Here is a 24,230-nt window from a genome sequence, read left to right as displayed (position 1 = left end):
GTTAATATTCAGGTAATTAATGATGGCGAAACTGCACAACTTTTACAAAGAGACTGTTGTACCTCAACTTCTAGAGAAGTTTGAGTACCAATCAGTTATGCAAGTCCCACGCATTACCAAGATCACATTGAACATGGGTCTGGGTGAGGCTATTGCGGACAAGAAAATTCTTGAGCACGCAGTCAACGATATGACAGCTATCTCAGGCCAAAAACCGATCATCACTAAAGCGCGCAAATCAATTGCAGGCTTTAAAATCCGTGACGATTATCCTATTGGCTGTAAAGTGACTCTGCGTGGCGAGCGTATGTGGGAATTTCTCGAGAGATTCGTTTCTATCGCGATTCCACGTATTCGTGACTTCCGTGGTTTGAATCCTAAATCGTTCGACGGTCGTGGTAACTACTCAGTTGGTATCAAGGAACAAATTATTTTCCCTGAAATTGACTACGATAAAGTAGATAAAATCCGCGGTATGGATATCACAATCACCACCACGGCAACTACCAATGATGAAGGTCGCGCATTGTTAGATGCGTTTAACTTCCCATTGAAATCATAAGGAGCACGCTATGGCTAAAAGATCTATGATTGAGCGTGAATTAAAGCGTGCTAACACTGTAGAGAAGTACGCTGCAAAACGCGCTGAGCTTAAAGCAATCATCAAAAATCCTAATTCTTCTGAAGAAGAAATCTGGGATGCTCAGGTGAAGCTTCAAAAGCTACCACGTAATGCAAATCCTGTGCGTCAACGTAACCGTTGTCGTGTAACTGGACGTCCACATGCTTACTTACGCAAATTCGGCTTATGCCGTAATAAGCTTCGCGAGCATGCTATGAAAGGTGACGTTCCTGGTTTGGTTAAGGCTAGCTGGTAAGGCTTGGGAGAATCACTATGAGTATGCAAGATCCTATTGCAGATATGTTGACTCGTATTCGTAACGGCCAGACCGCTGCGAAAAAGAATGTCGCTATTCCTGCATCAAAATTAAAAAAAGCTATCGCTCAAGTTTTAGCTGATGAAGGTTTCATCGCTGGCTTTAGCGTAGAAGAAGGTACAAAACCGACCATGACTGTTGAGTTGAAATATTACCAGGGTCGTCCGGTTATCGAAGAATTGAAACGTGTAAGTCGTCCTAGTCTACGTATCTATAAGAAAGTAGATGAGCTACCTAAAGTAATTGGTGGTTTAGGCGTTGCGATCATTTCTACTTCTAAAGGTGTTATGACTGACCGCGCGGCCCGTAAAAATGGCCACGGCGGTGAAGTTCTTTGCACTGTAGCGTAAGGGGAGAATAAGATGTCACGTGTAGCAAAAAGCGCTGTATCTATCCCTTCAGGTGTTGAAGTAAACATCAAAGATGGCGTGATCAGTGTAAAAGGTTCAAAAGGTCAGCTAGAACAAGCTTTGCATTCTGACGTTGAGTTAAAAGTTGAAGACGGTGAAATTTCTTTCACACCTTCAGCTGGCGTAGAAAGCTGGGCTATGGCTGGTACATATCGTGCACTAGTTAACAACATGATTACAGGCGTTACTGATGGTTTCGAAAAGAAACTTCAGCTTGTTGGTGTTGGTTATCGTGCACAGGTTCAAGGTAAAAAATTGAACTTAAGCCTAGGTTTCTCTCACCCAGTAGAGTTTGAAGCACCAGAGGGCATCACTATTGAAGCGCCTTCTCAAACAGAATTACTTGTTAAAGGTGCTGACAAACAAGTCGTGGGTCAGGTTGCGGCAAACATTCGTGCTTATCGTCCACCAGAGCCTTATAAAGGCAAAGGTGTTCGTTATGCTGACGAACGTATTGTTCGTAAAGAAGCCAAGAAGAAATAGTAGGGCAGGGTTATGAAGAAGAAAATTCAACGTTTGCGTCGTGCGGCTAAAAGCCGTGCCAAAATGCATGAACTAGGCGTTAATCGTCTAGTTATTAACAGAACCCCTCGCCACATTTACGCACAAGTAATCAGCGGTGAGAACGGTAATGTGATCGCTAGCGCTTCGACTGTCGAGAAGACAGTTCGCGGTGACGTTAAGTCTACGGGCAATGTCGATGCTGCAAAGCATATCGGTACCTTAGTAGCTGAGCGTGCCTTGGAAGCGGGTGTAAAGCAGGTTGCTTTCGACCGTAGTGGTTTTAAATATCATGGTCGCGTTCAAGCTTTGGCTGATGCGGCTCGTGAGAAAGGCTTACAATTCTAAGGTGTGAAGCATGGCAAAAGATATGAATAACCAAGAAGGTTTAGTTGAGAAATTGGTCAACGTAAACCGCGTTGCCAAGGTGGTTAAAGGTGGTCGTATTTTCGGCTTCACAGCTTTGACTGTTGTTGGTGATGGTAAAGGTAAAGTTGGCTTTGGTCGTGGTAAAGCAAAAGAAGTCCCCGTTGCTATTCAAAAAGCAATGGAGCAGGCTCGTCGTAATATGATTCAAGTTGAATTGAAAGACGGCCATACTTTGCAACACGCAGTAAAAGCAGCGCATGGTGCATCAAAAGTGTACATGCAACCAGCCTCTGAAGGTACTGGTATTATCGCAGGTGGTGCAATGCGTGCGGTATTTGAAGTGCTAGGTATCCAAAATATCTTGGCAAAAAGCATTGGCTCTACAAACCCAATTAATATCGTTCGTGCAACGATTAATGGTTTGAAGCAAATGACTTCTCCAGAAGATATGGCTGCCAAGCGTGGTAAAACTGTAGAAGAGATTTTGGACTAAGACCATGGCAAAGAAAATGATGAAAGTAACGCAGACGCGTTCAAGCATCGGCCGCTTGGAAAGCCATAAGGCTAGCTTGCGTGGCCTAGGTTTGCGTCGTATCGGTCATACTGTAGAAGTTGAAGACACTGTTTCAACTCGCGGTATGGTAAATAAAGTTTACTACATGGTTAGTGTAGAGGAGTAATATCATGCGTTTAAATACATTGATGCCAGCTCCTGGTAGTAAAAAAGATCGCAAACGTGTAGGTCGCGGTATCGGTTCTACTGATGGTAAAACTGCTGGTCGTGGTCACAAAGGTCAGAAATCACGTTCTGGTGGTTTCAATAAGATCGGTTTTGAAGGCGGTCAGATGCCTTTGAAACAACGTTTGCCTAAGTTTGGTTTTAAATCGCGTAAGGCTTTAGTTAGCGCAGAAATTCGTTTAGACGAGCTAGCAAAGGTTGAAGGTGAAGTAGTTGATATGTTGAGCTTGAAAAAAGCCGGACTTATCACAAACAACATCGAGAACGTTAAAATCATGCTATCAGGTAACATCGATCGCGCAGTAACAGTTGCTGGTGGCGTTCGTGTTAGCAAAGGCGCTAAAGCTGCTATTGAAGCAGCTGGTGGAAAGGTTGAAGAATAATGGCATTATCACCACAGCAGTCAGCTAAAAGCGGTGGTTTAGGTGAGCTCAAACAGCGTTTGCTGTTTGTGCTCATGGCTATTATTGTTTTCCGGATTGGCTCTTTTATCCCAGTTCCGGGCGTTGACGGCTCTGTTTTGCAAGCTTTCTTGGAAAATCAGGGTGGAACAATCTTTACGATGTTCAACGTATTCTCGGGAGGTGCGCTTGAGCGTGCTTCCGTATTTGCATTAGGTATTATGCCGTATATTTCGGCCTCTATTATCATGCAAATATTGAGTTATGTTGATCCACGCCTGAAAGAGATCAAGAAGGAAGGCGAAAGCGGCCGCCGTAAGATTAATCAATATACTCGTTACTTGACTGTTGCTTTGGCAACTATTCAAGCAGTCGGTATGTCTACACAGCTACCTGGGTTAATTCCTGGCTTAGTTGCTAACCCCGATTTCTCGTTCTATTTCATCGCGGTAGTAACTTTGGTTACGGGAACTATGTTCTTGATGTGGTTGGGTGAACAAATTACTGAGCGTGGTATTGGTAATGGTATCTCTATCATTATTTTGGTAGGTATCGTTGCAGGTTTCCCTCAAGCGATTGCTCAGGTTTTCTCTGATGCATATGACGGTGACCGTAATATTCTAGGCGTTCTTGTCTTTGGTGTTTTCGCATTAGCGGTAGTTTACTTTATCGTATGGTTTGAGCGCGCTCAGCGTCGTATCACCATTAATTATGCAAAACGTCAGCAAGGCAACAAAGTTTTTGCAGCGCAAAGTAGTTTCTTGCCAATGAAGCTTAATATGGCAGGTGTTATCCCCGCAATCTTTGCATCGAGCATCGTACTATTCCCGGGTACTTTATTATCCTGGTTTGGTAGCGGCTCGGGTGAAGTTACCTGGTTAACCACCATGGCTCAGAACTTGCAGCCGGGTAAGCCTGTATACATTATGCTGTATGCTGTTGGTATTATCTTCTTTGCATTCTTTTATACTGCATTGACGCAGAACCCAAGAGATACTGCAGACAACTTAAAGAAGTCAGGTGCATTTATTCCAGGTATTCGTCCTGGTCAGCAAACCGCACAATACCTCGACAAAGTCACAACACGTTTGACTTTCTGGGGTGCTCTCTATATGACAGCTGTGTGTTTGATGCCAGAATTCCTGATCCTGATCTTTAATTATCCGTTCTACTTCGGTGGAACTTCACTGCTGATCATTGTTGTTGTTGCCATTGATTTTATGGCTCAGGTGCAAGCCCACCTTATGTCGCAACAATATGATTCAGTACTTAAGAAAGCGAATCTTAAGAAACAGGGCCCGTCGGGTCGTGTTCGTCGCTAAAGCATGTTGGAGTAGCAAATGAAAGTTCGTGCTTCTGTAAAAAAAATGTGCCGTAACTGCAAAGTGATTCGTCGTCACGGCAGTGTTCGCGTTATCTGTACTGACCCGCGCCATAAACAGCGTCAAGGTTAGTCATTTAATTGGTTGATTTTCAGGCGTGATGTGGCTAGAATACGCGGCCTTTCACGCCTGCTTATTTAATTTAGGAGAAATTGTTAAATGGCTCGTATAGCTGGTATTAACATTCCGGTACATAAGCATGCTGATGTCGCCTTGACCGCTATCTATGGTATCGGTCGTCCTCGTGCACAAAAAATTTGTGCTGCTGCAGGAGTTGAAACTACTGCAAAGATCAAAGATTTGAACGATGACCAAATTGAGAATCTACGTAACGAGGTGAGCAAATTTACCGTTGAAGGTGATTTGCGTCGCGAAATCAACATGAATATTAAACGTTTGATGGACTTGGGTTGTTTCCGTGGTATCCGTCATCGTCGTAACCTGCCATTGCGCGGTCAACGTACGAAGACAAATGCCCGTACCCGTAAAGGTCCTCGTAAACCAATCAAGAAATAATGGTTATGGTGGAATAACACATGGCGAAATCACCTCGTACTACCAAGAAGAAAGTTAAAAAGCACGTTGTTGATGGTATGGCGCATATTCACGCGTCGTTTAATAATACCATCGTAACGATCACAGACCGCCAAGGTAATGCTCTTGCATGGGCAACTTCGGGTGGTTCTGGCTTCCGTGGTTCACGTAAATCGACACCATTTGCTGCACAGGTAGCCGCTGATCGCGCTGCTCAAGTAGTAAAAGAAATGGGTATGAAGAACGTTGAAGTTTTTGTTAAAGGTCCTGGACCAGGTCGTGAATCAGCGGTACGTGCATTAAATGCAGCTGGCTTCAAGATCACTAACATTACTGACGTGACACCTATTCCTCACAATGGTTGTCGTCCGCCTAAAAAGCGTCGTGTATAAGAGATTAACGGGAGTTTGAAATGGCTAGATATCTAGGTCCAAAGCTCAAATTGTCGCGTCGTGAAGGTGTCGATTTAGGACACAAGTCTGGCGTACGTGCAATTGAGACTAAATGTAAAATTGAAGTAGCCCCTGGTCAACATGGCGCGCGTCGTAGCCGTCTTTCTGACTATGGTTTACAGTTACGTGAAAAACAGAAAGTACGTCGTATCTATGGCGTTCTTGAGCGTCAATTCCGCAACTACTACAAAGAAGCTGATCGTCTAAAAGGAGCTACAGGTGTTAACTTGTTACAACTTTTAGAATCTCGCTTGGATAATGTTGTTTATCGTATGGGTTATGCTGCTACTCGTGGCGAAGCTCGTCAATTAGTTAGCCACAAAGCTATCTTGATAAACGGCGAAACAGTCAATATTCCTTCTTACACAGTTAAAGCAGAAGATGTTGTTTCTGTTCGTGAGAAATCTCAGAAGCAGGCACGTATTGTTGCTGCTCTGGAATTGGCTGCGCAGCGTGACAAGCCAGAATGGATTGAAGTTGATGGTAAGAAAATGGAAGGTCAGTTTAAGCGTGTTCCAGAGCGCTCTGAGCTAGACGCCAGCATCAATGAAAACCTAATCGTAGAGTTGTACTCTAAGTAATTTTAATCCTTGAGAGGGATCATATGTCAGCGACTGAATTTCTGACTCCGCGCCAAATTAAGGTTGAATCAAGCGAAGGCACAAAAGCCCGAGTAGTACTTGAACCTTTTGAGCGTGGTTTTGGACACACTTTGGGTAACTCACTACGTCGCATCTTGCTATCTTCTATGCCAGGTGCCGCAGTGACAGAAGTAGAAATCGACGGTGTTCTTCATGAGTACTCAGCTATTGAGGGCGTTCAAGAAGACGTTATCGATATCCTTTTGAACTTAAAAGGGTTGGCTGTTCGCCTTGAAGATAAAGAAGTAGCTACTTTAACTCTTCAGAAAAAAGGTGAAGGCGTCGTGACTGCTGCTGACATTGAAGAAGTATCAGGTACTGAAGTGGTCAACAAAGATCACTACATCGCTACCTTAAATAAAGGTGGTGCATTAAATATGCGCATCAAAATTCGCCTAGGACGTGGTTACGAGGCTTCAAATACTCGTAAGCAACCTGAAGGTGAAGATAAAGCGATTGGTGTATTGCAAGTTGATGCTTCTTTCAGCCCAATGAAAAAAGTTTCCTACACAGTCGAATCGGCTCGTGTTGAGCAGCGTACAGATTTGGACAAGCTTGTTCTTGATCTTGAAACCAATGGTACAATTGACCCAGAAGAAGCGATTCGCCGAAGCGCAACGATTCTTCAGGAACAATTAGCAGCATTCGTTGATTTGAAAGATGAAAAGCAAGCTGAGCCAGAAAAAGAAGAGCCAGAAATCGACCCAATTCTATTGCGTCCGGTTGATGACTTGGAGCTGACTGTTCGTTCTGCAAACTGTCTTAAAACTGAGAATATCCATTATATTGGTGACTTGGTACAACGCACCGAAGTTGAGTTACTGAAGACTCCAAACCTTGGTAAGAAGTCGTTAACTGAAATTAAAGACGTTCTTGCTTCACGTGGTTTGTCTTTGGGTATGCGTTTAGAGAATTGGCCACCATCAAGTATTCTTGGTGACTAAATCTCAGTAGTAAGAATTAGGCGCAAGTATGTCTTGCGCCTTTTTATTCATAGCTTGCTATGAATCTATTGGTAATTTTTTGAATTCATTCAGACAGTTACCTGATTATCAGATTAGATTATTCTAATCACAGTTGTGTAAATTATATAAACCTTATTTAACAACGAAATTGTAAGGTTTAGACTTTTACAGAAGCTTTTGTAGTACTACAGCAGGCTACAATTAAATAGAGTGAGGAACTCAATATGCGTCATCAAAAATCAGGTCGTAAATTAAATCGTAACAGTTCACACCGTAAAGCTATGTTCCGTAACATGACATCGTCATTAATCGAGCATGAGCTTATCCGTACTACTTTGCCAAAAGCAAAGGAGTTACGTCGTGTAGCTGAGCCTTTGATTACTCTTGCTAAAACAGACTCAGTGGCAAATCGTCGACTAGCTTTTGCTCGTCTTCGTAACAATGCTATCGTAGCTAAGCTTTTCGCTGAGCTAGGTCCACGTTACCAAGAGCGTCCAGGCGGTTACTTGCGTATTCTTAAGTGTGGCAATCGTCCAGGCGATAACGCACCAATGGCTTACGTTGAATTAGTTGATCGTCCAGTGGTTGAAGACGATGTCGATTTAGACGAAGTAGTTACTGAAGAGTAATCCTTTGTTGTGACATTTAAAAAGCCCGCTCACGCGGGCTTTTTTGTGCTTATAGGAAGTAAGCTTTAAGCCTAGAGCGCCTAATGCCAGCTGCCGAGTATTAAGCCAAACATGGTGAACTGTACAATATGGTAGCCTCCATCAATTAGTAAATGGCGAAGGGTTCTATTGCTAAATTGATAGGTGATTCCAAGTCCAAGAAATACAAGGACTCCGATTAAACCAGAAATCGCCAGTGCATTAACAAGCTCCGGGTTAGGGCCGAGTAAATCTGCAACAATGAAAACGGCTATCACTGAGAATGTAAAGCTAAGGATGAAGACGCTCGGCTTTTGCTTGATCTCTTCAGCTTTTAATTTTATTTCCTCGAGCCACATCTTTCCAAATAGTAACGGGGAGTACCAAAGCCCTCCTATGGCAAAAGATAGCAATGCCGCTACGATAACTGCAAAATAATTAATCTCTGGCATCACTTGCTCCCCGCTTAGTTAGCCTTCATTGGTTCAGCTTAGCATAATAATTATCTATAGGACCTTTCATAATTTAATGTGCAATATATAGCCTTCGAAATATTCTGGTTCATGACAATACCAATCAAGTAATTCAACTTCGTGTTTTTCAATGACTCGCTCGGCAAGATCAAAGAACGGCTGTCTGCCGGGATCAGCAAGTAGAATATGCTTTACTCCGGACCGCTTTGCTCGATTCACGAGGTTGTAATGGATATCTGCCAGATTATCCCAGAAGCAGATATCTGTACCAAATATCAGGTCATAATCGGTTAGCATTTTCTTGGTGAGCTTTTCAAAACTAATGACTTTGGTGTCTACTTCAACTTGATTTAGGGCTGCTTGCAGCTCAAGAAACGGTATGACTTCTTCATCAAGGTCCGTTCCTGTTACTCGACAGCCTGCATGATGAGCACAAAATATGCTGGTAGGCCCCCATCCGCAGCCAAGCTCTAACACTTTTTGTTTACTATGCAGTAGCTGGGTGTGCAAAAAGTAGTCCATCAATAAAAAACTACTATTCCAGGTTTTATGGCCATGAATGGAGGGGGTGTAGTGTTTTTTGAGCTTTTTAACCAGACGGTGTTTATTTTCCAACAATAAAATACCGTAGGCTTGAAAAATATGGTCTTCAGGTAGTTCTTGTAGTTCTGGCATAGTTAAACTGTGTCGATTGCAATATTTGCTAAGTGTAAGCAGTTTATAGTCAATTGTTAAGTTTTGGTGGCGTTAAACTGGTAACAGATTAATGCGCATGATTATTGTATTTCTTCACTTTGGTAATCTTTGTTACACTCAACCTATCATAGATCAAACTATTAACCTATGGGCGCCCATCACGGTCACAGTCATATTAATGATGACGAGTCGCATGGTAGAAATGTAGCAAGCAAAAAGAATCTTCTTTGGGCTTTATCATTAACCGGCACCTTTATGGTGGTTGAGGTAATTGGCGGTATTGTTTCTGGTTCGTTGGCCTTATTAGCTGATGCTGGCCACATGCTGACGGATACCGCTGCTTTGTTACTCGCCTATTCGGCACTCTATTTCGCCAGTAAGCCTGCGGATAGCAAGCGGACTTTTGGTTATGGACGCTTGCAGGTATTAGCGGCTTATACTAACGGTATTTTTCTAATTATGCTTACCGGCTGGATTGTCTGGGAAGCCATTCATCGCTTTATTGAACCCAATCCGATTGAAAGCATCAGTATGTTTACGGTGGCGGTGATTGGTCTTCTTGTGAATTTACTAGTGTTTAAAATATTGCACAGCGCAGGCGAGTCCAACATTAATATCCGCAGTGCCCTGCTGCATGTGTTGGGTGATTTGCTCGGCTCGGTGGGGGCAATCATTGCGGCAGTAATTATCTGGATATGGGGGTTGCTGTGGATTGACCCTTTACTGTCTATTTTTGTCTCACTGCTCATTTTGCGTAGTGCTTACTATGTTATCAAGGATGCATCGCATATCTTACTGGAAGGCGCACCGCTTAGTATCAGCATGAATATTATACGGAAGGATTTAATGAGTATTCAAGGCGTAGAGGATGTTCATCATATGCATGCCTGGAGTCTTAGCGAAGAAGAAAAAATGATGACTTTCCATGCATTAATTAATCGCGGTGCAAATAGCGATCATTTGTTAGAGCAAATGCTTGAGCTGTTAGAACAAAAGCATGGTGTTGGGCACGCGACGATTCAGATTGAAGTGAATAATTGTCAGTTTGGAGATGAGGCTTGTAGGGGAGACTAGGCTTACTGCTTTTGTGCTTCTAATAAGAAGCCTCGCTGGTTTTCGATGCCTTCCAAGCGTCTTGCCAGTTTGTGCTGTAACTCCTGTAGGCTTTTAGACTGTGGCGCGGTCTCTTTGACCATCTTTTCGGCATCCATGGTGTACTTAGCCAGAGTGCTGGTGAGTTCTTTTAATTGTTGGCTGGTAAAAAACATGCCCTTTTGGAACAAACTGCGCTTAATTCGGTTAAATAAATCAATTTCCTGACGGTTGTGCTCATAAAATAGCTCAATCCCGAGTTTTTTTACCCAACTTCCAATAGTCTGGTCTTTATTTTCTGAATAGACAATAATAGTAGCGCGATCAGACATGCTACTTTTGATTTTACGTAGCGATGGGTAACCTAGAGCATTGTTGAGTGCAACGACTACGATCCGGATCTGTGGACGATTAAGACGAATATAGTTCAATGCGTCTTTGTAGTCCGTGACATAGTGGTAGTCGTGACCGGCAGCCGTTAACTGTTGCGCAGTATTTGATAGTATTTCGCGGCTGTCATCAACGAGAAGAATCGCGCTCATAAATTAATTAATCTAGGTAAAGGAAAGTTAAGGTAACTGTTTGATTTATTTTATCATTGATTTTTGATGGGTATATTTATTTTTACAAAAAAAGACCAAATTGTGAGAGGAAACAGGTTTGCCTGATAAGTTGTTAATTTTGCTGACAAGCTGTGTCTTGTTATTGATGGTGGAAGGTTGTGCATCTTTCAAGCCCAATAATGTTAATGATGCATGTAGCGTCTTAGAGGATGAAGACTGGTATGAAGCCGCTCTGGACTCTCAGGAACGCTGGGGAACACCCATCCATGTTCAACTTGCCATTATGCATCAGGAGTCGAAGTTTCAGGCGAATATTCGCCCTGCCAGAAAGTGGTATCTAGGTTTTATTCCGGGCTTCAGGCCATCTAATGCCTATGGTTATGCGCAAGCACTTGAAGGCACCTGGGATGCTTATCGCGACTCGACCGGTAATCATGGTGCGAAGCGGGATAATTTTGATGATGCGATTGATTTTATCGGTTGGTACACCTACCACAGCCATAAAAATGTGGGGGTTTCAAAATGGGATGCTCGAGCACAATACCTTGCCTACCACGAAGGCTGGGGCGGCTTTAAGCGCAAAACGTATAATTCCAAAGGGTGGCTACTTAAGGTGGCGGATAAGGTTAAAGCCCAGTCGTTGAATTATGCTGCTCAATATAAAAAATGCCAAGCCGAACTGGAGTCAAATCGAGGTTGGTTTTAAACATAGCTGTTATAACCATTAATTATCTATTTTGTAAGACATTTAAGTATCGTATAGGTTAAAATAGCGCCACTTTCTAAATGCCGAATGGCATTAAATTTGATTAATAAAATTGAGGTTTGACACATGTTGGGCAACACCACGCCATTAAAAGAGTTTGATCCTGAACTTTTCGCATCGATGGAAGCTGAAAAAAAGCGCCAAGAAGAACACATTGAGTTGATTGCGTCTGAAAACTATACCAGTCAGCGCGTGATGGAAGCCCAGGGTTCTGTGTTAACCAACAAGTATGCCGAAGGTTATCCAGACAAGCGCTATTATGGTGGTTGTGAGTATGTGGATGTTGCTGAAAAGCTAGCTATTGAGCGCCTGAAAGAATTGTTTGGCGCTGATTACGCCAATGTGCAGCCTCACTCTGGCTCGCAAGCTAACGCGGCCGTTTATATGGCTTTAGTCAAACCAGGCGATACCATTTTAGGTATGAGCTTGTCGGACGGTGGGCACTTAACCCATGGTTCAAAAGTTAATTTTTCAGGCAAAATTTACCATTCGATTGAATACGGCGTTGATGAAAACGGCTACATTGATTATGCGCAAGTCGAAGCTTTGGCGCTTGAGCATAAACCTAAAATGATCGTGGCTGGCTTCTCGGCTTATTCACGCGTGGTTGATTGGGCCAAGTTCCGTGAAATCGCTGATAAAGTGGGTGCTTTCCTGTTTGTGGATATGGCGCACGTTGCAGGTCTAATTGCTGCGGGTGAATATCCTAATCCGGTTCCTTACGCGGATGTTGTCACTTCAACGACCCACAAAACATTGGCGGGTCCTCGTGGCGGTATTATTATTGCTCGTTCAAATCCTGATCTTGAGAAGAAGTTAAACTCAGCAGTGTTCCCCGGTGGTCAGGGCGGACCTTTGATGCACGTTATTGCAGCAAAAGCAGTGGCCTTCAAAGAAGCCTTGAGCGATGAGTTCAAAGCCATCCAAAAGCAGGTTAAAGTGAATGCCCAGGCAATGACTAAAGTGTTAATGGAGCGTGGCTATAAAATCGTTTCCGGTGGCACCGACAACCACTTATTCCTGATTGATTTAATCGATAAAGAGATTACTGGTAAAGACGCTGAAGCAGCGCTTGGTCAGGCCAATATCACAGTAAACAAAAACACCGTACCGAATGAGCCGCGCTCACCTTTTGTGACCAGCGGTTTGCGTATGGGTACGCCAGCGATCACCACGCGTGGATTTAAGGAAGCTGAGGCGACTGAGCTTGCAGGCTGGATTTGTGATATTCTTGACGACATTGCGAATGAGCAGACGATTGCCGATGTGAAAGCAAAGGCCCTTGAAATGGCTGGTCGCTTTCCAGTGTATCGCAGTTAATTGACAAGAACGCTATTGGCAACATAAGGAGTTGTTATGCATTGCCCGTTTTGCGCCCATCCAGATACGAAAGTTATCGACTCGCGTTTAGTGGCTGACGGTAGTCAGGTTCGCCGTCGCAGAGAATGTCTTGCTTGTGGCGAGCGGTACACAACATTCGAAAGTGCCGAACTGGTGATGCCCAAGGTCATTAAAACCGATGGTACACGTGAGCCCTTTAACGAAGCCAAGCTTAGAACCGGCTTAGCTAAAGCGGTGGAAAAACGTCCGGTTAGCGTTGAAGATTTGGAAGCGGCTATCAATAAAATTCTGTCGCAGATTCGCGCTCTTGGCGAGCGCGAAGTTCAGTCTACGGTGGTAGGCGAGCTGATCATTGAGGCGCTGCGCGGTTTGGATGAAGTGGCTTATGTACGATTTGCATCAGTTTATCGTCGATTCAAGGATGTTAATGCATTCCGCGAAGAAATTGATAAATTGCAAAGTGACAGTAAAGAGTGACGCTAACGGGTTACCGTCACTAAACTTTCTTTTCTAAGGGTAATTCATACCTGATATGTCTTTTACAGCGCAAGATTCCAGCTACATGGCACGGGCCATTCAATTGGCACGTAAAGGCTGGTTTACGACTCGAACCAATCCGCGAGTGGGTTGTGTTTTGGTAAAAGATAAGCAGATCATTGGTGAAGGCTGGCATGAAAAGCCAGGCTTTGTCCATGCTGAAATTAATGCGCTCAATCTTGCTACCGAGTCTGCAAAAGGTGCTACCGCCTATGTGACGCTAGAGCCTTGTGCTCATCATGGCAAAACAGGTCCTTGCGCCGAGGCATTAGTTAAGGCTGGGGTCGTGCGAGTGGTGGCGGCCATGTTGGATCCGAATCCGCTGGTTGCGGGCAAAGGCATGCAGATTCTGGTCGATGCTGGAATCAAGGTTGAGCATGGTCTGATGCAAAGCGAAGCGGAAGCGTTAAATCCAGGCTTTATCAAACGCATGACGAAAGGTTTGCCTAGAGTCGTTGCTAAAATTGCCATGAGTCTTGACGGGCGAACCGCAATGGCCAGCGGTGAAAGCCAATGGATTACTGGTTCGGCTGCACGTAGCAATGTCCAGCGTATGCGAGCTGAGTCTGGAGCCATTATTACCGGTTCCGGTACGGTGGTGATTGATAATCCTTCTATGGACGTTCGCGAGCAGGCATACACCTCTAATCCTCACTTTATTCAGTCCATCAGGGTTATCATAGATTCACAAAACCTTGTTGAACCCGATGCGAAGATTTTCAATCATGAAAGTGCTTGCTGGTTGGTCAGTGGTCACTTATCCGCAAAAGACTACCCAGCCAATGTTGAGCAAAAGTTAGTTCCATTGTTGCAGGCTGGTGACAATGTTAGCCATCATAAAATTGATTTAACGGCTCTGTTGCAAGAGTTAGCGAAGACTGGTGTCAATGATGCGTTAGTCGAAGCCGGTAGCGGTCTTGTAGGTGCTTTTGTTGAGCAAGGTTTGCTTGATGAACTGGTGGTGTTTGTGGCGCCAAAGCTGATGGGCAGTTCGGCAAGACCATTGATGACGCTGCCAATAGATACCATGCAAAGTAATATTCAGCTCAAACTGGTCGATTCGCGCAGTGTCGGGGATGACCTGAAATTAACGTATCAAGTGATTAAATAGGCGCTGCAAGCAGTTTTATAAAACTGTTTATCAAAAGTGCTCGTATAGTAAAGGGTAAAAAATGTTTACTGGAATTATTGAAGCAACAGGTTATATCGCAGCCATTGAGCCGAAAGGAGAGGATGCACGTTACCGTTTTCAAACCGGCAAGCTGGATTTGTCCGATGTTGAATTGGGTGACAGCATTGCCTGTAATGGCGTTTGCCTGACAGTGATTGAACAATATGACGATGGCTTTGCTGCCGACGTGTCGGTAGAAACCATTAAGGTGACTTGTTTTAAACATTATAAAGAGCATCAACCAATTAATTTTGAAAAGGCGATGCTACCAACTACCCGATTCGGTGGTCATATGGTCAGTGGCCATGTGGATGGCATTGGCGAAGTTTTGGCCATAGAAGACGCTGGCCGCTCGATACAATATACGATTAGAGCCCCGCGTGACGTGTTACACTATATCGCCATTAAAGGCTCGATTACGGTTGATGGTACCAGCTTGACCGTCAATCAAATAAAAGAGGATTGTTTTTTCCTCAATCTGGTCCCACATACACTGCTAGAAACCATTGCAGACAGTTATCAAGTGGGCACCAAGGTCAATTTGGAAATTGACCTCATTGCTCGTTATTTAGAGCGCTTGATGCAGACTGGAGCTGTTAAACCTCAATAAATGTGTGAGAACTATGCAATTAAATAGCATCGAAGAAATTATTGAAGATATCCGTCAAGGCAAAATGGTCATTCTGATGGATGATGAAGATCGCGAGAATGAAGGTGATCTAGTGATGGCGGCCACTCAGGTGCGCCCAGAAGATATTAACTTTATGGCACGTTATGGCCGTGGACTCATCTGTTTGCCGATGACGCGCGAGCGTTGCGAGCAATTGAATCTGCCGTTGATGTCGCAACAAAATGGTGCTCGCTTTAGCACTAATTTCACCGTGTCTATCGAAGCATCAGAAGGCGTGTCGACCGGTATTTCAGCGGCAGATCGCGCGCGTACCGTACAAATGGCGGTAGCGCCGAATGCAAAGCCTTCGGATATTGTACAGCCTGGTCATATTTTCCCGATTATGGCGAAACCCGGTGGTGTCTTAAATCGTGCCGGTCACACTGAGGCGAGTTGTGATTTAGCGCGTTTGGCAGGTTTTGAACCAGCTGCCGTGATCGTTGAGATTCTAAATGAAGACGGCACCATGGCGCGTCGTCCTGACCTGGAAAAGTTTGCTCAGGAGCATGGTTTGAAAATGGGAACCATTGCTGACTTGATCGAATACCGCTCGACCAAAGAGAAAACCGTTGAGAAAGTCAGCGAGTGTCATTGGCCAACCGAGCATGGTGAGTTCCGTTTGCACACCTACCGCGACACCATTGATGGTCAGGTGCACTTTGCTTTGGTGAAAGGCAATCCAAAGAATGATACATCGACGTTAGTACGTGTTCACTTAACCGATAGCTTAGGGGATTTATTGGAAGCGCAACGTGGCAGAAAGCCAGGCTGGGGCTTAAGTAAAGCGATTGAGCGCATCGGTAAAGAAGGCGAGGGCGTTGTGGTGGTGCTGGCCAATAAAGAATCCAGCGAAGAAGTCCTCAATCGAATTCGTCGCTTTGAACAGGAAGACAAAGGCGAACCATTAACTCAGGAACAAAAGCGTCAGAAAAAACGTACCGTCGGCATCGGCTCGCAAATTCTGGCTGAGTTGGGCGTGCATAAAATGCGCTTATTAAGTTCAGGCAGCCAATATACTGGCTTAGCAGGTTACGGCCTGGAAATTGTTGAGAATATCGCGCCAGAGCAGTAACTCAGAACCTGTAATAGGATGACCGCTGTTGTCAGTTTCTTTGCGGGAGCTTGGCATAAGATAGCCTTAGCCAACTGTTTCGTATTACAATAGCGACACTAATTAAAACGTGGCTTCTGCCACGTTTTGCATACAGATTTAAGCCAAAATTCAGGTAATCCATACCAATGAGTGATTTCAAGCTAGACTTTTCTGCAACAGAGTATAAAGGTGGTCGCATCGCCATCGTCCATGCGCGTTTCAATTTGCCGATTATTAATCAAATGATTTCGGGTGCTCAGGAACGCTTGCAAGAACTCAAAGTTCCAGCTGAGAATATTGAGCTGTTTGATGTGGCAGGTGCATATGAATTACCCTACGCAGTACAGCAAGTTGCCAAAACCAGGCAGTTTGATGCAGTGATTGCGGTCGGAGTAGTCATTCGTGGTGACACACCGCATTTTGATTATGTGTGTGCTGAGTCCAGCACTGGCTTGATGCGCACCTCTTTAGACAATGACATTCCAGTCATTTTTGGTATCTTGACGGTCAATAGCGAAGAACAGGCAGAAGAGCGAGCCAATCCTGCTAAAATGAACAAGGGTGGTGAAGCCGCTGCAACTGCTGTTGAAATGATCAATCTAACTCGCGCACTAAAAGAGAAACGCTCATGAGTACAACTTTTAAACCTGCTACCCGTCGTCGTGCAAGAGAATATGCGATGCAGGCAATCTATCAGTGGCAAATGTCCGACAATCCGCTGAATGAAATCGAAGCTCAATATTTGACGACCATGAATCCTAAGAAAGTGGATATCGTTTACTTTCAGGAATTGTTCTCGGGTGTGTTAACGAGCCTGGATGAAATTGACGCTGCGCTGACTCCTGCTTTGGAAAGAGAAATTGAAGGTATCGATCCAATTGAGCGCGCTATTATTCGCTTATCGGCATTTGAATTACAAAAGCGTATTGATGTACCTAAGAAAGTGGTCATCAACGAAGGTATTGAGTTGGCGAAGACTTTTGGAGCAACTGATGGCCATAAATTTGTTAATGGTGTGCTCGACAAAATCAGCAAAACTTTGCGCCCAAACGAATAACCCATTAGTTAGTAAATGACCTCATGAAAGAGTTTGAACTGATCAAGGAATACTTCAGTTTTAGCCAACCGAAATCAGACACGGTGATCGAAGGGATAGGTGATGACTGTGCTGTGCTGTCCATTCCTGATAAACGTCAATTAGTCACTTCCGTCGATACGCTGGTTGACGGCGTTCATTTTTACTCAGACATTGATCCTGCCGACATTGCTTATAAATCTCTAGCCGTAAACGTTAGCGACCTGGCGGCTATGGCTGCTAAGCCTTTGGGCTTTACTCTGGCACTTGCTTTGCCTAACGTAAATGAAGACTGGCTAAAAGCCTTTACTACAGGTCTGAAGCAAGCGAGCGAAGCATTTGAAATCCCGTTAATCGGTGGTGACACTACACAGGGGCCATTAACAATAACGATCAATGTGTTGGGAACAGTTAAATCAGATAAAGCTTTATTACGAAAGTCGGCACAACTTGATGATGATATCTGGGTCACCGGATATCTCGGCGATGCGGCAGCGGCTTTAGGTTTGCATGATAAAGCATTAGCTCAGCAGCTTAATGATGCAGAAGGCTACTTATGGCAACGCTTACTACGACCAAGCCCTCCTATAACTTTTGCTAAAAAGCTAGCCAAGTTGGCGCATGCTGCTATTGATGTCTCTGATGGCCTGTTGGCTGACTTAAGTCATATCCTTGAGCAAAGCCATTGCTCAGCAAAAATTAAAGTATCGTCATTGCCCGTATCCGAACAATTGATTCAGTGCGTTGGCATCGAAGCCGCTCGTGAGTTTGCGTTGAATGGCGGTGATGATTATGAATTATGCTTTACAGCCAAGCCCGGCATGCGCAACAAGATCCTCAATCTGGCAGAAGACTTTAAAGTCAATGTTCATCGAATTGGCACTATTGTGGATGAAGCTAAGGGTGAGCTCCAGCTAGTACTGAATGGTAAGCCTTATCAATCAAAGCGCCAAGGTTGGCAACACTTTTCTGAATAAACCAATACAAGAATCTATCGACTATGTCATTGAGCCAAACCGTATTTAAAAATCCTATCCACTTCTTGGCCTTTGGCTTTGGTTCAGGTTTGCTACCCAAAGCACCCGGTACCTGGGGAACTCTGGTTGCCATTCCACTTTGGTACGGCTTGTCATTGTTAAGCCTTCCCTGGTACATCGCAGCAACGGTGCTGTTAAGCATTATTGGTATTGGTATTTGTCATTACAGTGCCAAAAAACTGGGTGTTCACGATCATCCAGGCATTGTATGGGATGAATTTTGCGGATACTTTGTCACCATGATTGCAGCGCCAACAGGCTGGGTTTGGCCCATTATTGGTTTCATCCTGTTTCGCATTTTCGACATCATCAAACCCTGGCCAATTAAATGGCTCGACAAAAAAGTGCACGGTGGTTTTGGAATTATGATTGATGATTTGTTGGCAGGTGCCTTTGCGTGGGTGATGTTGCAGGGGATAGTGTTGATCGTATTATGATACTGGGGCAGAGGAAGTATGTAGGGTGCGTCGAGACGCAGATCCTGCCCTAAGGGTACCCTACGAAAGAACGCAAAATCCTACAAACTGTTAATAATATCGTCGGCAGTTAAACCAATTCTTTTCAATAATTCTTTGGTGTCGCCATGTTCAACGAATCTATCGGGGATACCTAAGTTTTTGACTTTGATTTGAATACTGTTATTAAGCAGGAATTCGTTGATGGCTGATCCAGCACCGCCCATGATAGCGTTTTCTTCAATGGTTATGAATTGGTCATGGGTTTCGGCTAACTGTCTGATTAATTCTTCATCTAATGGTTTGACGAAACGCATATCGGCAACAGTTGCGTGGATTTGTTCTGCAGCTTCCATCGCGATATTAACCATTGAGCCAAAGGCTAGGATTGCTACCTTTTCACCGCGACGTTTGATACTGCCTTTACCAACTGGGAATGGAGTGAAGGTTTGTTCCGGTTCAATGCCGTTGCCAACACCGCGCGGATAACGCACTGCTGCTGGGCCTTCGTACAAATAACCCGTGTATAAACACTGGCGGCATTCGTTTTCATCACTAGGTGTCATGATGACCATGTTTGGAATGCAGCGTAGGTAGCTTAGATCAAAGGCACCGTTATGGGTAGCGCCATCACCACCGACTAATCCGCCGCGATCTATGGCAAATAATACATCAAGGTTTTGTAAAGCAACATCGTGGATCAGTTGGTCATAACCGCGTTGTAAAAATGTCGAGTAAATCGCGCAAACTGGTTTTAACCCTTCACAAGCTAAGCCAGCAGACACAGTTACTGCGTGTTGTTCAGCAATACCCACATCATAATAGCGCTCAGGAAATTCACGTGAGAATCGAATCAGATCGGAACCTTCGCGCATCGCAGGAGTGATACCCGCAACACGCTCATCCTTAGCGGCTATATCACATAAGAAATCACCGAAGATATTAGAGTAGGTTTTGGGCTTTTTACCCTTAGGCAGACTGCTATCTTTAGGATCAAAAATCGGCACGCCATGATAGGCAATGGGATCATTTTCCGCTGGCTCATAACCCTTGCCTTTGCGGGTGACTATATGCAGAAACTGAGGGCCTTTCAGCTCTTTAATATTATTCAGTGTGTTTAACAGGGTTGGCAGATCATGGCCATCAATCGGACCATTATAGTTAAAACCTAGCTCTTCAAACAAAGTGCCAGGCAAGACCATACCCTTCATGTGTTCTTCGGCACGGCTGACAAAGTCAGACAGTGGCTTAATGTTATGTAGAGCCTTTTTACCCGTTTCGCGAACACGCTGGTAAAAACGACCAGCCAATAACTTGGCAAGATATTTATTCATGCCACCGACGTTCTCTGAAATTGACATCTCATTGTCATTCAGAATAACCAGAATGTTGGCATCGGTATCCGCTGCATGATTCATGGCTTCAAACGCCATACCGCCAGTCAATGCACCATCACCAATGACGGCCACGCAATGTCGGTCTTCGCCTTGTTGTTTGGCTGCTAGTGCCATACCCAAGGCCGCGCTGATGGAGGTGCTGGAGTGGCCTACCGCAAAAGTATCGTACTCGGATTCGGTGCGCACCGGGAATGGGTGCAGGCCATCAGTCTGTCTGATGGTCTGTAGCTGATCGCGACGCCCGGTCAGTACTTTATGTGGATAGGCTTGATGGCCTACATCCCACACAATGCGGTCATCCGGTGTGTTAAACATATAGTGCAATGCTACGGTGAGCTCTACCGTGCCCAAACCAGCCGCAAAGTGACCACCACATTGACTGATGGTGTCTATGAGGTACTGGCGCAACTCATCCGCTACATCAGTCAGCTGAGACTTCTCTAACTGTCTGAGGTCATTGGGTGAGTCAATGTGCATTAATATAGGGTATTTTTCAGAGCTCATAGGGTTTTTGCGGCAATTAAGCGTTACGATTGACTATATAATTCGCCAACTCGGCGAGGGAGTCGGTATTGTACGGCAACTTAGCTAGTGCTTGTAGGGATAAATCCAATAAATCGGCTAATTTTTGCTTCGAACCATCGAGGCCAAGCAAGGCTGGATAGGTGTTCTTATCCTTGGCGAGATCAGAGCCCTGTGGCTTGCCCAGAGTGGTGGTGTCGGACTCAATATCCAGAATATCGTCTTTAACCTGAAAGGCCAGCCCAATTGCATCGGCATATTGCTCAAGCGACTGTTGCTCCTGTTCATTCAGCTTGCCGGCGCACAAGGCGCCCAGTAGCACGCTGGCTTTGATTAATGCTCCGGTTTTCATGCGATGCATTTGTTCGAGTGTAGCTAAATCTATGACCTTAGAGGTTGATTCCAGGTCAATCGCCTGGCCACCGCCCATACCCAATGAACCACTGGCGTGAGCCAGTAATTGGAGCATCTGTAATTGTTGGGGCTGGGCTTTATTCGAAAACGAATGGCTGGCTAGCTCTTCAAAGGCCTGAGTATGCAGGGCATCACCAGCCAGAATCGCAGTCGCTTCGCCAAATTGAATATGACAGGTGGGTTTGCCGCGGCGTAAATCATCATCATCCATCGCCGGCAAATCGTCATGCACCAGCGAATAACAATGAATCAGCTCTACCGCCAGAGCGGGGCAGTCCAAATCGGATAGTTCAGCACCTAGAGCCTGACCGGTCATATAGACCAGTGTCGGACGAATACGTTTGCCGCCGTTAAGGGCACCGTAGCGCATGGCCTGATGTAAACTTTGTGGGTTGCTGTCATCACTCGGTAGACGCGTGTTTAATATCGTATAAATCCGGTCTTGCCAGTGTTCAAGTTGTTGGTGAGTAGTCATTGAGGATAGAGCTTATTCGTCGGCGACTTCGAAAGCCTGTTCCTGATTATCCATCAGAATGGTAACCTTTTGCTCCGCTTCTGCGAGTAGCTGTTGGCACTGACGGGATAATTTCACCCCTTTTTCAAATACTTTCAAAGCTTGCTCAAGCGGCAGTTCGCCACCTTCAAGTTGCTCAACAATAGATTCCAGCTCTTGTAACTGGTTTTCAAAATTAACGCTGGTCGATTTTTTTGCGGGCGTGTTCTTTGCAGGCATAAGTATTGATCGGGGTTTGGATGTGGAAATTAGACTTATTGTCCTATATTGGTCACGAAAAGAAAAGGATGCAAAAAGGAAAGCGTCGGCCTGACGGCTTGATGAGTTGCTGTTTTGAGTAAAAAGTGATGCTTGGTGAGTCTCAAGTGTCGCATTAGCTTGTAAATATCGCTAAAATCCCCACCTATCCTAGACATTTACTTAATTTGCGCACTTTAGCGCCTAATGGCAGATTCATGAGTTCAGCGACTGACAATACTACAGATAATGTTACGGCTAATGCTACGAGCGGTGCGGAAAAAGTCACTCCGACCAACTTTATTCGTAATAAGATTAATGAAGATATCGCCAATAATAAAAATGAAGGGCGAGTGCATACCCGTTTCCCGCCAGAGCCGAATGGTTATCTGCATGTGGGCCATGCTAAATCCATTTGCCTGAACTTTGGTATCGCGCGCGACTATGACGCACCCTGTAATTTGCGGTTCGACGATACTAACCCTGAAAAAGAAAGTGAAGAATTTGCCAAAGCGATTCAGGAAGACGTGCACTGGCTGGGTTTTGAATGGCAAGGCGAGGCGCGCCATGCTTCGGACTATTTTGATCAGTTGTATGCTTTTGCCGAAGAATTGATTGAAAAGGGCAAAGCTTATGTGGATGAGCAGCCGGCAGACAAGATTGCCGAAAATCGCGGTAATTTCCAGACACCAGGTACAGAAAGCCCATACCGCAATCGTCCAGCAGAAGAAAGCTTAGCTCAGTTTCGTCGCATGAAAGCAGGCGATTTTGCCGATGGACAAATGGTGTTGCGTGCCAAGATTGATATGTCACATCCGAATATGTTGATGCGTGATCCGGTGTTGTATCGCATCAAGCGTTTCCATCATATTCGTACCGGCGATAAATGGTGCATTTATCCAATGTACGATTTTACTCACTGTATTTCTGATGCGCTGGAAGGCATTACTCATTCTTTGTGTACACTTGAGTTTGAAGTGAATCGTCCGCTGTATGACTGGGTGTTGGATAACATCACAATTGACTGTCATCCACAGCAAATCGAGTTTTCGCGTTTGAACCTTGCGTACACCATTACTTCCAAGCGTAAGTTGACTCAACTGGTTGAAGAAAAGCGCGTAGACGGCTGGGATGACCCGCGTATGCCTACGATTTCCGGTATGCGTCGTCGTGGCTATACACCTGCCTCAATTCGTAACTTCTGCGATGCAATTGGCATCAGTAAGGTCAACAGTGTGACTGATATGATTTTGCTGGAAGACAATGTTCGAGATGACCTGGATAAGTCTACTCAACGTCGCATGGCGGTATTGGATCCGATTAAGGTCGTTATCACCAATTACCCAGAAGATAAAGAAGAGATTCTTACCGGCAATAATCATCCTAAGTTTGAAGAAATGGGCACGCGAGAGCTCCCCTTTAGTCGCGAAGTGTATATTGACCGTGCGGATTATCGCGAAAGTGCTAATAAAAAATATAAGCGTCTGGTTAAAGATGGCGAAGTCCGCTTGCGCAATGCTTATGTTATTAAAGCCAACGAAGCGATTCTGGATGATAATGGCGAGATGAAAGAACTTCATTGTACTTATGATCCGGATACTTTAGGTAAGAACCCAGAAGGACGTAAGGTGCGTGGCGTGATTCATTGGGTTTCCGCTAAACATGGTAGACCTGCTACCATTCGACTATATGATCGCCTGTTCAATGTGCCTAATCCTGGCGCGATGGATAATTTTGTGGATGCATTGAATCCAGAGTCTTTTGCTGTGATTACGGCGATGGTTGAGCCGAGTTTGGCGCAGGCCAATCCAGAAGATCGTTTCCAGTTTGAGCGAGAAGGGTATTTTACTGCGGATCGTTATGAGTATTCAGAGGATAACCTGGTCTTCAACCGCACCGTAACTCTGCGTGACTCCTGGTCGGATAAAGAAGCTAATTCTTAACTCAATTTGCAATAATAAAAGCCCATAAATAAAAAGGCCAATCTTTCGATTGGCCTTAACTCTTTTAGGGGGACTAGGTCTGAGGGTTCTGAGTTCTAAGATCTAGGTCTAAAAGCTTGTCTAAAATGTAACATTTCCATGAACTAACAATGACAACTTATCTGTTAAGTTTGTCACCGATTTTTATGAAAAGTTCAAAGTTTTTATCAAAAGATGCAGGAACTATCAATAATTACTGTTAATCTAATGGTAACC

The 24,230-nt window shown here is 44.6% G+C and carries 33 protein-coding genes; 27 read left to right on the top strand and 6 right to left on the bottom strand.

All coding sequences use genetic code 11. The annotated features are described in order from the left end of the window. Positions 1 to 22: 22 nt before the first annotated feature. From rplE to rplQ, 15 genes are all read left to right on the top strand, one after another. Positions 23 to 562: a 50S ribosomal protein L5 gene (gene rplE / locus ACN0VI_RS12695; protein ID WP_041295990.1), complete on the top strand. Its 540-nt coding sequence runs from the start codon at positions 23 to 25 to the stop codon at positions 560 to 562. A gap of 10 nt (positions 563 to 572) precedes the next feature. Then, a complete protein-coding gene (rpsN, locus tag ACN0VI_RS12690) occupies positions 573 to 878 on the top strand; it encodes a 30S ribosomal protein S14 (RefSeq protein WP_012800384.1) in 306 nt (101 codons plus the stop codon). A gap of 17 nt (positions 879 to 895) precedes the next feature. Then, a complete protein-coding gene (gene rpsH / locus ACN0VI_RS12685; RefSeq protein WP_331892565.1) occupies positions 896 to 1,288 on the top strand; it encodes a 30S ribosomal protein S8 in 393 nt (130 codons plus the stop codon). A 12-nt stretch (positions 1,289 to 1,300) separates the two neighbouring features. After that, a complete protein-coding gene (gene rplF, locus ACN0VI_RS12680; protein ID WP_012800386.1) occupies positions 1,301 to 1,831 on the top strand; it encodes a 50S ribosomal protein L6 in 531 nt (176 codons plus the stop codon). 12 nt (positions 1,832 to 1,843) lie between these two features. After that, the gene (gene rplR / locus ACN0VI_RS12675; protein WP_012800387.1) at positions 1,844 to 2,197 is read left to right on the top strand and encodes a 50S ribosomal protein L18; all 354 of its coding nucleotides are present in this window, start codon (positions 1,844 to 1,846) and stop codon (positions 2,195 to 2,197) included. A 10-nt stretch (positions 2,198 to 2,207) separates the two neighbouring features. Next, on the top strand, positions 2,208 to 2,711 hold the full coding sequence (rpsE, locus tag ACN0VI_RS12670; protein WP_012800388.1) for a 30S ribosomal protein S5: 504 nt from the start codon (positions 2,208 to 2,210) through the stop codon (positions 2,709 to 2,711). A gap of 4 nt (positions 2,712 to 2,715) precedes the next feature. Further along, positions 2,716 to 2,898 carry a 50S ribosomal protein L30 gene (rpmD, locus tag ACN0VI_RS12665; protein ID WP_331892562.1) on the top strand — a complete coding sequence of 61 codons (183 nt, stop codon included), beginning with the start codon at positions 2,716 to 2,718 and terminating at the stop codon, positions 2,896 to 2,898. 4 nt (positions 2,899 to 2,902) lie between these two features. Then, positions 2,903 to 3,340: a 50S ribosomal protein L15 gene (rplO, locus tag ACN0VI_RS12660; protein ID WP_331892560.1), complete on the top strand. Its 438-nt coding sequence runs from the start codon at positions 2,903 to 2,905 to the stop codon at positions 3,338 to 3,340. Continuing rightward, the gene (secY, locus tag ACN0VI_RS12655; protein WP_331892559.1) at positions 3,340 to 4,680 is read left to right on the top strand and encodes a preprotein translocase subunit SecY; all 1,341 of its coding nucleotides are present in this window, start codon (positions 3,340 to 3,342) and stop codon (positions 4,678 to 4,680) included. The genes rplO and secY overlap by 1 nt, the downstream gene beginning before the upstream one ends. A gap of 18 nt (positions 4,681 to 4,698) precedes the next feature. Beyond that, complete coding sequence (gene rpmJ / locus ACN0VI_RS12650) at positions 4,699 to 4,812, top strand: 50S ribosomal protein L36 (RefSeq protein ID WP_012800392.1); 114 nt, start codon at positions 4,699 to 4,701, stop codon at positions 4,810 to 4,812. Positions 4,813 to 4,899: 87 nt separating this feature from the next. Continuing rightward, on the top strand, positions 4,900 to 5,256 hold the full coding sequence (rpsM, locus tag ACN0VI_RS12645) for a 30S ribosomal protein S13 (protein ID WP_012800393.1): 357 nt from the start codon (positions 4,900 to 4,902) through the stop codon (positions 5,254 to 5,256). Between the two features lie 20 nt (positions 5,257 to 5,276). Continuing rightward, positions 5,277 to 5,666 carry a 30S ribosomal protein S11 gene (gene rpsK / locus ACN0VI_RS12640; RefSeq protein ID WP_012800394.1) on the top strand — a complete coding sequence of 130 codons (390 nt, stop codon included), beginning with the start codon at positions 5,277 to 5,279 and terminating at the stop codon, positions 5,664 to 5,666. A gap of 20 nt (positions 5,667 to 5,686) precedes the next feature. Continuing rightward, positions 5,687 to 6,307, top strand: a complete 621-nt coding sequence (rpsD, locus tag ACN0VI_RS12635) for a 30S ribosomal protein S4 (protein ID WP_012800395.1) — start codon at positions 5,687 to 5,689, stop codon at positions 6,305 to 6,307. Between the two features lie 23 nt (positions 6,308 to 6,330). Continuing rightward, positions 6,331 to 7,311, top strand: a complete 981-nt coding sequence (locus tag ACN0VI_RS12630; protein ID WP_012800396.1) for a DNA-directed RNA polymerase subunit alpha — start codon at positions 6,331 to 6,333, stop codon at positions 7,309 to 7,311. Between the two features lie 245 nt (positions 7,312 to 7,556). Further along, positions 7,557 to 7,961, top strand: a complete 405-nt coding sequence (gene rplQ, locus ACN0VI_RS12625) for a 50S ribosomal protein L17 (protein WP_331892555.1) — start codon at positions 7,557 to 7,559, stop codon at positions 7,959 to 7,961. 80 nt (positions 7,962 to 8,041) lie between these two features. On the opposite strand, the gene ACN0VI_RS12620 is transcribed toward rplQ, so the two are convergent. Both ACN0VI_RS12620 and ACN0VI_RS12615 read right to left on the bottom strand, forming a co-directional pair. After that, positions 8,042 to 8,431 carry a DUF1761 domain-containing protein gene (locus tag ACN0VI_RS12620; protein ID WP_417447042.1) on the bottom strand — a complete coding sequence of 130 codons (390 nt, stop codon included), beginning with the start codon at positions 8,429 to 8,431 and terminating at the stop codon, positions 8,042 to 8,044. Between the two features lie 66 nt (positions 8,432 to 8,497). Further along, the gene (locus ACN0VI_RS12615; RefSeq protein WP_331892551.1) at positions 8,498 to 9,127 is read right to left on the bottom strand and encodes a class I SAM-dependent methyltransferase; all 630 of its coding nucleotides are present in this window, start codon (positions 9,125 to 9,127) and stop codon (positions 8,498 to 8,500) included. A 168-nt stretch (positions 9,128 to 9,295) separates the two neighbouring features. Here ACN0VI_RS12615 and ACN0VI_RS12610 point away from each other — a divergent pair, with 168 nt between their 5' ends. Further along, positions 9,296 to 10,222: a cation diffusion facilitator family transporter gene (locus ACN0VI_RS12610; protein WP_331892550.1), complete on the top strand. Its 927-nt coding sequence runs from the start codon at positions 9,296 to 9,298 to the stop codon at positions 10,220 to 10,222. Positions 10,223 to 10,224: 2 nt separating this feature from the next. On the opposite strand, the gene ACN0VI_RS12605 is transcribed toward ACN0VI_RS12610, so the two are convergent. Then, positions 10,225 to 10,782 carry a response regulator gene (locus tag ACN0VI_RS12605; protein ID WP_331892549.1) on the bottom strand — a complete coding sequence of 186 codons (558 nt, stop codon included), beginning with the start codon at positions 10,780 to 10,782 and terminating at the stop codon, positions 10,225 to 10,227. Positions 10,783 to 10,900: 118 nt separating this feature from the next. Here ACN0VI_RS12605 and ACN0VI_RS12600 point away from each other — a divergent pair, with 118 nt between their 5' ends. The 10 genes from ACN0VI_RS12600 (at position 10,901) to ACN0VI_RS12555 (ending at position 18,930) form a co-directional block, all read left to right on the top strand. Then, complete coding sequence (locus ACN0VI_RS12600; RefSeq protein ID WP_331892547.1) at positions 10,901 to 11,509, top strand: hypothetical protein; 609 nt, start codon at positions 10,901 to 10,903, stop codon at positions 11,507 to 11,509. Positions 11,510 to 11,635: 126 nt separating this feature from the next. Then, entirely contained in the window at positions 11,636 to 12,889 is a 1,254-nt protein-coding gene (gene glyA / locus ACN0VI_RS12595; RefSeq protein WP_331892546.1) for a serine hydroxymethyltransferase, read from the top strand. 36 nt (positions 12,890 to 12,925) lie between these two features. Further along, complete coding sequence (gene nrdR / locus ACN0VI_RS12590; protein WP_331892545.1) at positions 12,926 to 13,387, top strand: transcriptional regulator NrdR; 462 nt, start codon at positions 12,926 to 12,928, stop codon at positions 13,385 to 13,387. A 55-nt stretch (positions 13,388 to 13,442) separates the two neighbouring features. Next, on the top strand, positions 13,443 to 14,558 hold the full coding sequence (ribD, locus tag ACN0VI_RS12585) for a bifunctional diaminohydroxyphosphoribosylaminopyrimidine deaminase/5-amino-6-(5-phosphoribosylamino)uracil reductase RibD (RefSeq protein ID WP_417447041.1): 1,116 nt from the start codon (positions 13,443 to 13,445) through the stop codon (positions 14,556 to 14,558). A gap of 61 nt (positions 14,559 to 14,619) precedes the next feature. Beyond that, on the top strand, positions 14,620 to 15,228 hold the full coding sequence (locus ACN0VI_RS12580; RefSeq protein WP_331892542.1) for a riboflavin synthase: 609 nt from the start codon (positions 14,620 to 14,622) through the stop codon (positions 15,226 to 15,228). A 13-nt stretch (positions 15,229 to 15,241) separates the two neighbouring features. After that, positions 15,242 to 16,360, top strand: a complete 1,119-nt coding sequence (gene ribBA / locus ACN0VI_RS12575) for a bifunctional 3,4-dihydroxy-2-butanone-4-phosphate synthase/GTP cyclohydrolase II (protein WP_331892540.1) — start codon at positions 15,242 to 15,244, stop codon at positions 16,358 to 16,360. A 167-nt stretch (positions 16,361 to 16,527) separates the two neighbouring features. Further along, the gene (gene ribH, locus ACN0VI_RS12570) at positions 16,528 to 17,013 is read left to right on the top strand and encodes a 6,7-dimethyl-8-ribityllumazine synthase (protein ID WP_417447040.1); all 486 of its coding nucleotides are present in this window, start codon (positions 16,528 to 16,530) and stop codon (positions 17,011 to 17,013) included. Beyond that, on the top strand, positions 17,010 to 17,438 hold the full coding sequence (nusB, locus tag ACN0VI_RS12565; protein WP_331892537.1) for a transcription antitermination factor NusB: 429 nt from the start codon (positions 17,010 to 17,012) through the stop codon (positions 17,436 to 17,438). Before ribH ends, nusB begins: the two co-directional genes overlap by 4 nt. 23 nt (positions 17,439 to 17,461) lie before the next feature. Beyond that, a complete protein-coding gene (gene thiL, locus ACN0VI_RS12560) occupies positions 17,462 to 18,433 on the top strand; it encodes a thiamine-phosphate kinase (RefSeq protein WP_331892535.1) in 972 nt (323 codons plus the stop codon). 23 nt (positions 18,434 to 18,456) lie between these two features. Then, the gene (locus tag ACN0VI_RS12555; protein WP_331892533.1) at positions 18,457 to 18,930 is read left to right on the top strand and encodes a phosphatidylglycerophosphatase A; all 474 of its coding nucleotides are present in this window, start codon (positions 18,457 to 18,459) and stop codon (positions 18,928 to 18,930) included. An 80-nt stretch (positions 18,931 to 19,010) separates the two neighbouring features. Here ACN0VI_RS12555 and dxs read toward each other — a convergent pair whose 3' ends face one another. From dxs to ACN0VI_RS12540, 3 genes are read right to left on the bottom strand one after another with little or no spacing between them, the layout of a single operon-like run. Beyond that, entirely contained in the window at positions 19,011 to 20,849 is a 1,839-nt protein-coding gene (gene dxs, locus ACN0VI_RS12550; RefSeq protein WP_331892531.1) for a 1-deoxy-D-xylulose-5-phosphate synthase, read from the bottom strand. Positions 20,850 to 20,865: 16 nt separating this feature from the next. Next, positions 20,866 to 21,756, bottom strand: coding sequence for a (2E,6E)-farnesyl diphosphate synthase (ispA, locus tag ACN0VI_RS12545; protein ID WP_417447039.1), 891 nt, complete (start codon positions 21,754 to 21,756; stop codon positions 20,866 to 20,868). Positions 21,757 to 21,768: 12 nt separating this feature from the next. Continuing rightward, positions 21,769 to 22,014 (bottom strand): exodeoxyribonuclease VII small subunit, encoded by a 246-nt coding sequence (locus ACN0VI_RS12540; RefSeq protein WP_331892528.1) that lies wholly within the window; start codon positions 22,012 to 22,014, stop codon positions 21,769 to 21,771. Between the two features lie 236 nt (positions 22,015 to 22,250). Here ACN0VI_RS12540 and ACN0VI_RS12535 point away from each other — a divergent pair, with 236 nt between their 5' ends. Then, positions 22,251 to 23,975 (top strand): glutamine--tRNA ligase/YqeY domain fusion protein, encoded by a 1,725-nt coding sequence (locus ACN0VI_RS12535; RefSeq protein ID WP_417447038.1) that lies wholly within the window; start codon positions 22,251 to 22,253, stop codon positions 23,973 to 23,975. Positions 23,976 to 24,230: the final 255 nt, after the last annotated feature.

The organism is Kangiella sp. (assembly GCF_048265365.1).
GTDB lineage: Bacteria > Pseudomonadota > Gammaproteobacteria > Enterobacterales > Kangiellaceae > Kangiella.
This window is presented reverse-complemented; position numbering and strand designations above follow the sequence as displayed.

Coding starts and splice junctions, on each gene's coding strand:
- rplE (WP_041295990.1), top strand. CDS start 23: ATGGCGAAACTGCACAACTTTTACAAAGAGACTGTTGTACCTCAACTT.
- rpsN (WP_012800384.1), top strand. CDS start 573: ATGGCTAAAAGATCTATGATTGAGCGTGAATTAAAGCGTGCTAACACT.
- rpsH (WP_331892565.1), top strand. CDS start 896: ATGAGTATGCAAGATCCTATTGCAGATATGTTGACTCGTATTCGTAAC.
- rplF (WP_012800386.1), top strand. CDS start 1,301: ATGTCACGTGTAGCAAAAAGCGCTGTATCTATCCCTTCAGGTGTTGAA.
- rplR (WP_012800387.1), top strand. CDS start 1,844: ATGAAGAAGAAAATTCAACGTTTGCGTCGTGCGGCTAAAAGCCGTGCC.
- rpsE (WP_012800388.1), top strand. CDS start 2,208: ATGGCAAAAGATATGAATAACCAAGAAGGTTTAGTTGAGAAATTGGTC.
- rpmD (WP_331892562.1), top strand. CDS start 2,716: ATGGCAAAGAAAATGATGAAAGTAACGCAGACGCGTTCAAGCATCGGC.
- rplO (WP_331892560.1), top strand. CDS start 2,903: ATGCGTTTAAATACATTGATGCCAGCTCCTGGTAGTAAAAAAGATCGC.
- secY (WP_331892559.1), top strand. CDS start 3,340: ATGGCATTATCACCACAGCAGTCAGCTAAAAGCGGTGGTTTAGGTGAG.
- rpmJ (WP_012800392.1), top strand. CDS start 4,699: ATGAAAGTTCGTGCTTCTGTAAAAAAAATGTGCCGTAACTGCAAAGTG.
- rpsM (WP_012800393.1), top strand. CDS start 4,900: ATGGCTCGTATAGCTGGTATTAACATTCCGGTACATAAGCATGCTGAT.
- rpsK (WP_012800394.1), top strand. CDS start 5,277: ATGGCGAAATCACCTCGTACTACCAAGAAGAAAGTTAAAAAGCACGTT.
- rpsD (WP_012800395.1), top strand. CDS start 5,687: ATGGCTAGATATCTAGGTCCAAAGCTCAAATTGTCGCGTCGTGAAGGT.
- ACN0VI_RS12630 (WP_012800396.1), top strand. CDS start 6,331: ATGTCAGCGACTGAATTTCTGACTCCGCGCCAAATTAAGGTTGAATCA.
- rplQ (WP_331892555.1), top strand. CDS start 7,557: ATGCGTCATCAAAAATCAGGTCGTAAATTAAATCGTAACAGTTCACAC.
- ACN0VI_RS12620 (WP_417447042.1), bottom strand. CDS start 8,431: ATGCCAGAGATTAATTATTTTGCAGTTATCGTAGCGGCATTGCTATCT.
- ACN0VI_RS12615 (WP_331892551.1), bottom strand. CDS start 9,127: ATGCCAGAACTACAAGAACTACCTGAAGACCATATTTTTCAAGCCTAC.
- ACN0VI_RS12610 (WP_331892550.1), top strand. CDS start 9,296: ATGGGCGCCCATCACGGTCACAGTCATATTAATGATGACGAGTCGCAT.
- ACN0VI_RS12605 (WP_331892549.1), bottom strand. CDS start 10,782: ATGAGCGCGATTCTTCTCGTTGATGACAGCCGCGAAATACTATCAAAT.
- glyA (WP_331892546.1), top strand. CDS start 11,636: ATGTTGGGCAACACCACGCCATTAAAAGAGTTTGATCCTGAACTTTTC.
- nrdR (WP_331892545.1), top strand. CDS start 12,926: ATGCATTGCCCGTTTTGCGCCCATCCAGATACGAAAGTTATCGACTCG.
- ribD (WP_417447041.1), top strand. CDS start 13,443: ATGTCTTTTACAGCGCAAGATTCCAGCTACATGGCACGGGCCATTCAA.
- ACN0VI_RS12580 (WP_331892542.1), top strand. CDS start 14,620: ATGTTTACTGGAATTATTGAAGCAACAGGTTATATCGCAGCCATTGAG.
- ribBA (WP_331892540.1), top strand. CDS start 15,242: ATGCAATTAAATAGCATCGAAGAAATTATTGAAGATATCCGTCAAGGC.
- ribH (WP_417447040.1), top strand. CDS start 16,528: ATGAGTGATTTCAAGCTAGACTTTTCTGCAACAGAGTATAAAGGTGGT.
- nusB (WP_331892537.1), top strand. CDS start 17,010: ATGAGTACAACTTTTAAACCTGCTACCCGTCGTCGTGCAAGAGAATAT.
- thiL (WP_331892535.1), top strand. CDS start 17,462: ATGAAAGAGTTTGAACTGATCAAGGAATACTTCAGTTTTAGCCAACCG.
- ACN0VI_RS12555 (WP_331892533.1), top strand. CDS start 18,457: ATGTCATTGAGCCAAACCGTATTTAAAAATCCTATCCACTTCTTGGCC.
- dxs (WP_331892531.1), bottom strand. CDS start 20,849: ATGAGCTCTGAAAAATACCCTATATTAATGCACATTGACTCACCCAAT.
- ispA (WP_417447039.1), bottom strand. CDS start 21,756: ATGACTACTCACCAACAACTTGAACACTGGCAAGACCGGATTTATACG.
- ACN0VI_RS12540 (WP_331892528.1), bottom strand. CDS start 22,014: ATGCCTGCAAAGAACACGCCCGCAAAAAAATCGACCAGCGTTAATTTT.
- ACN0VI_RS12535 (WP_417447038.1), top strand. CDS start 22,251: ATGAGTTCAGCGACTGACAATACTACAGATAATGTTACGGCTAATGCT.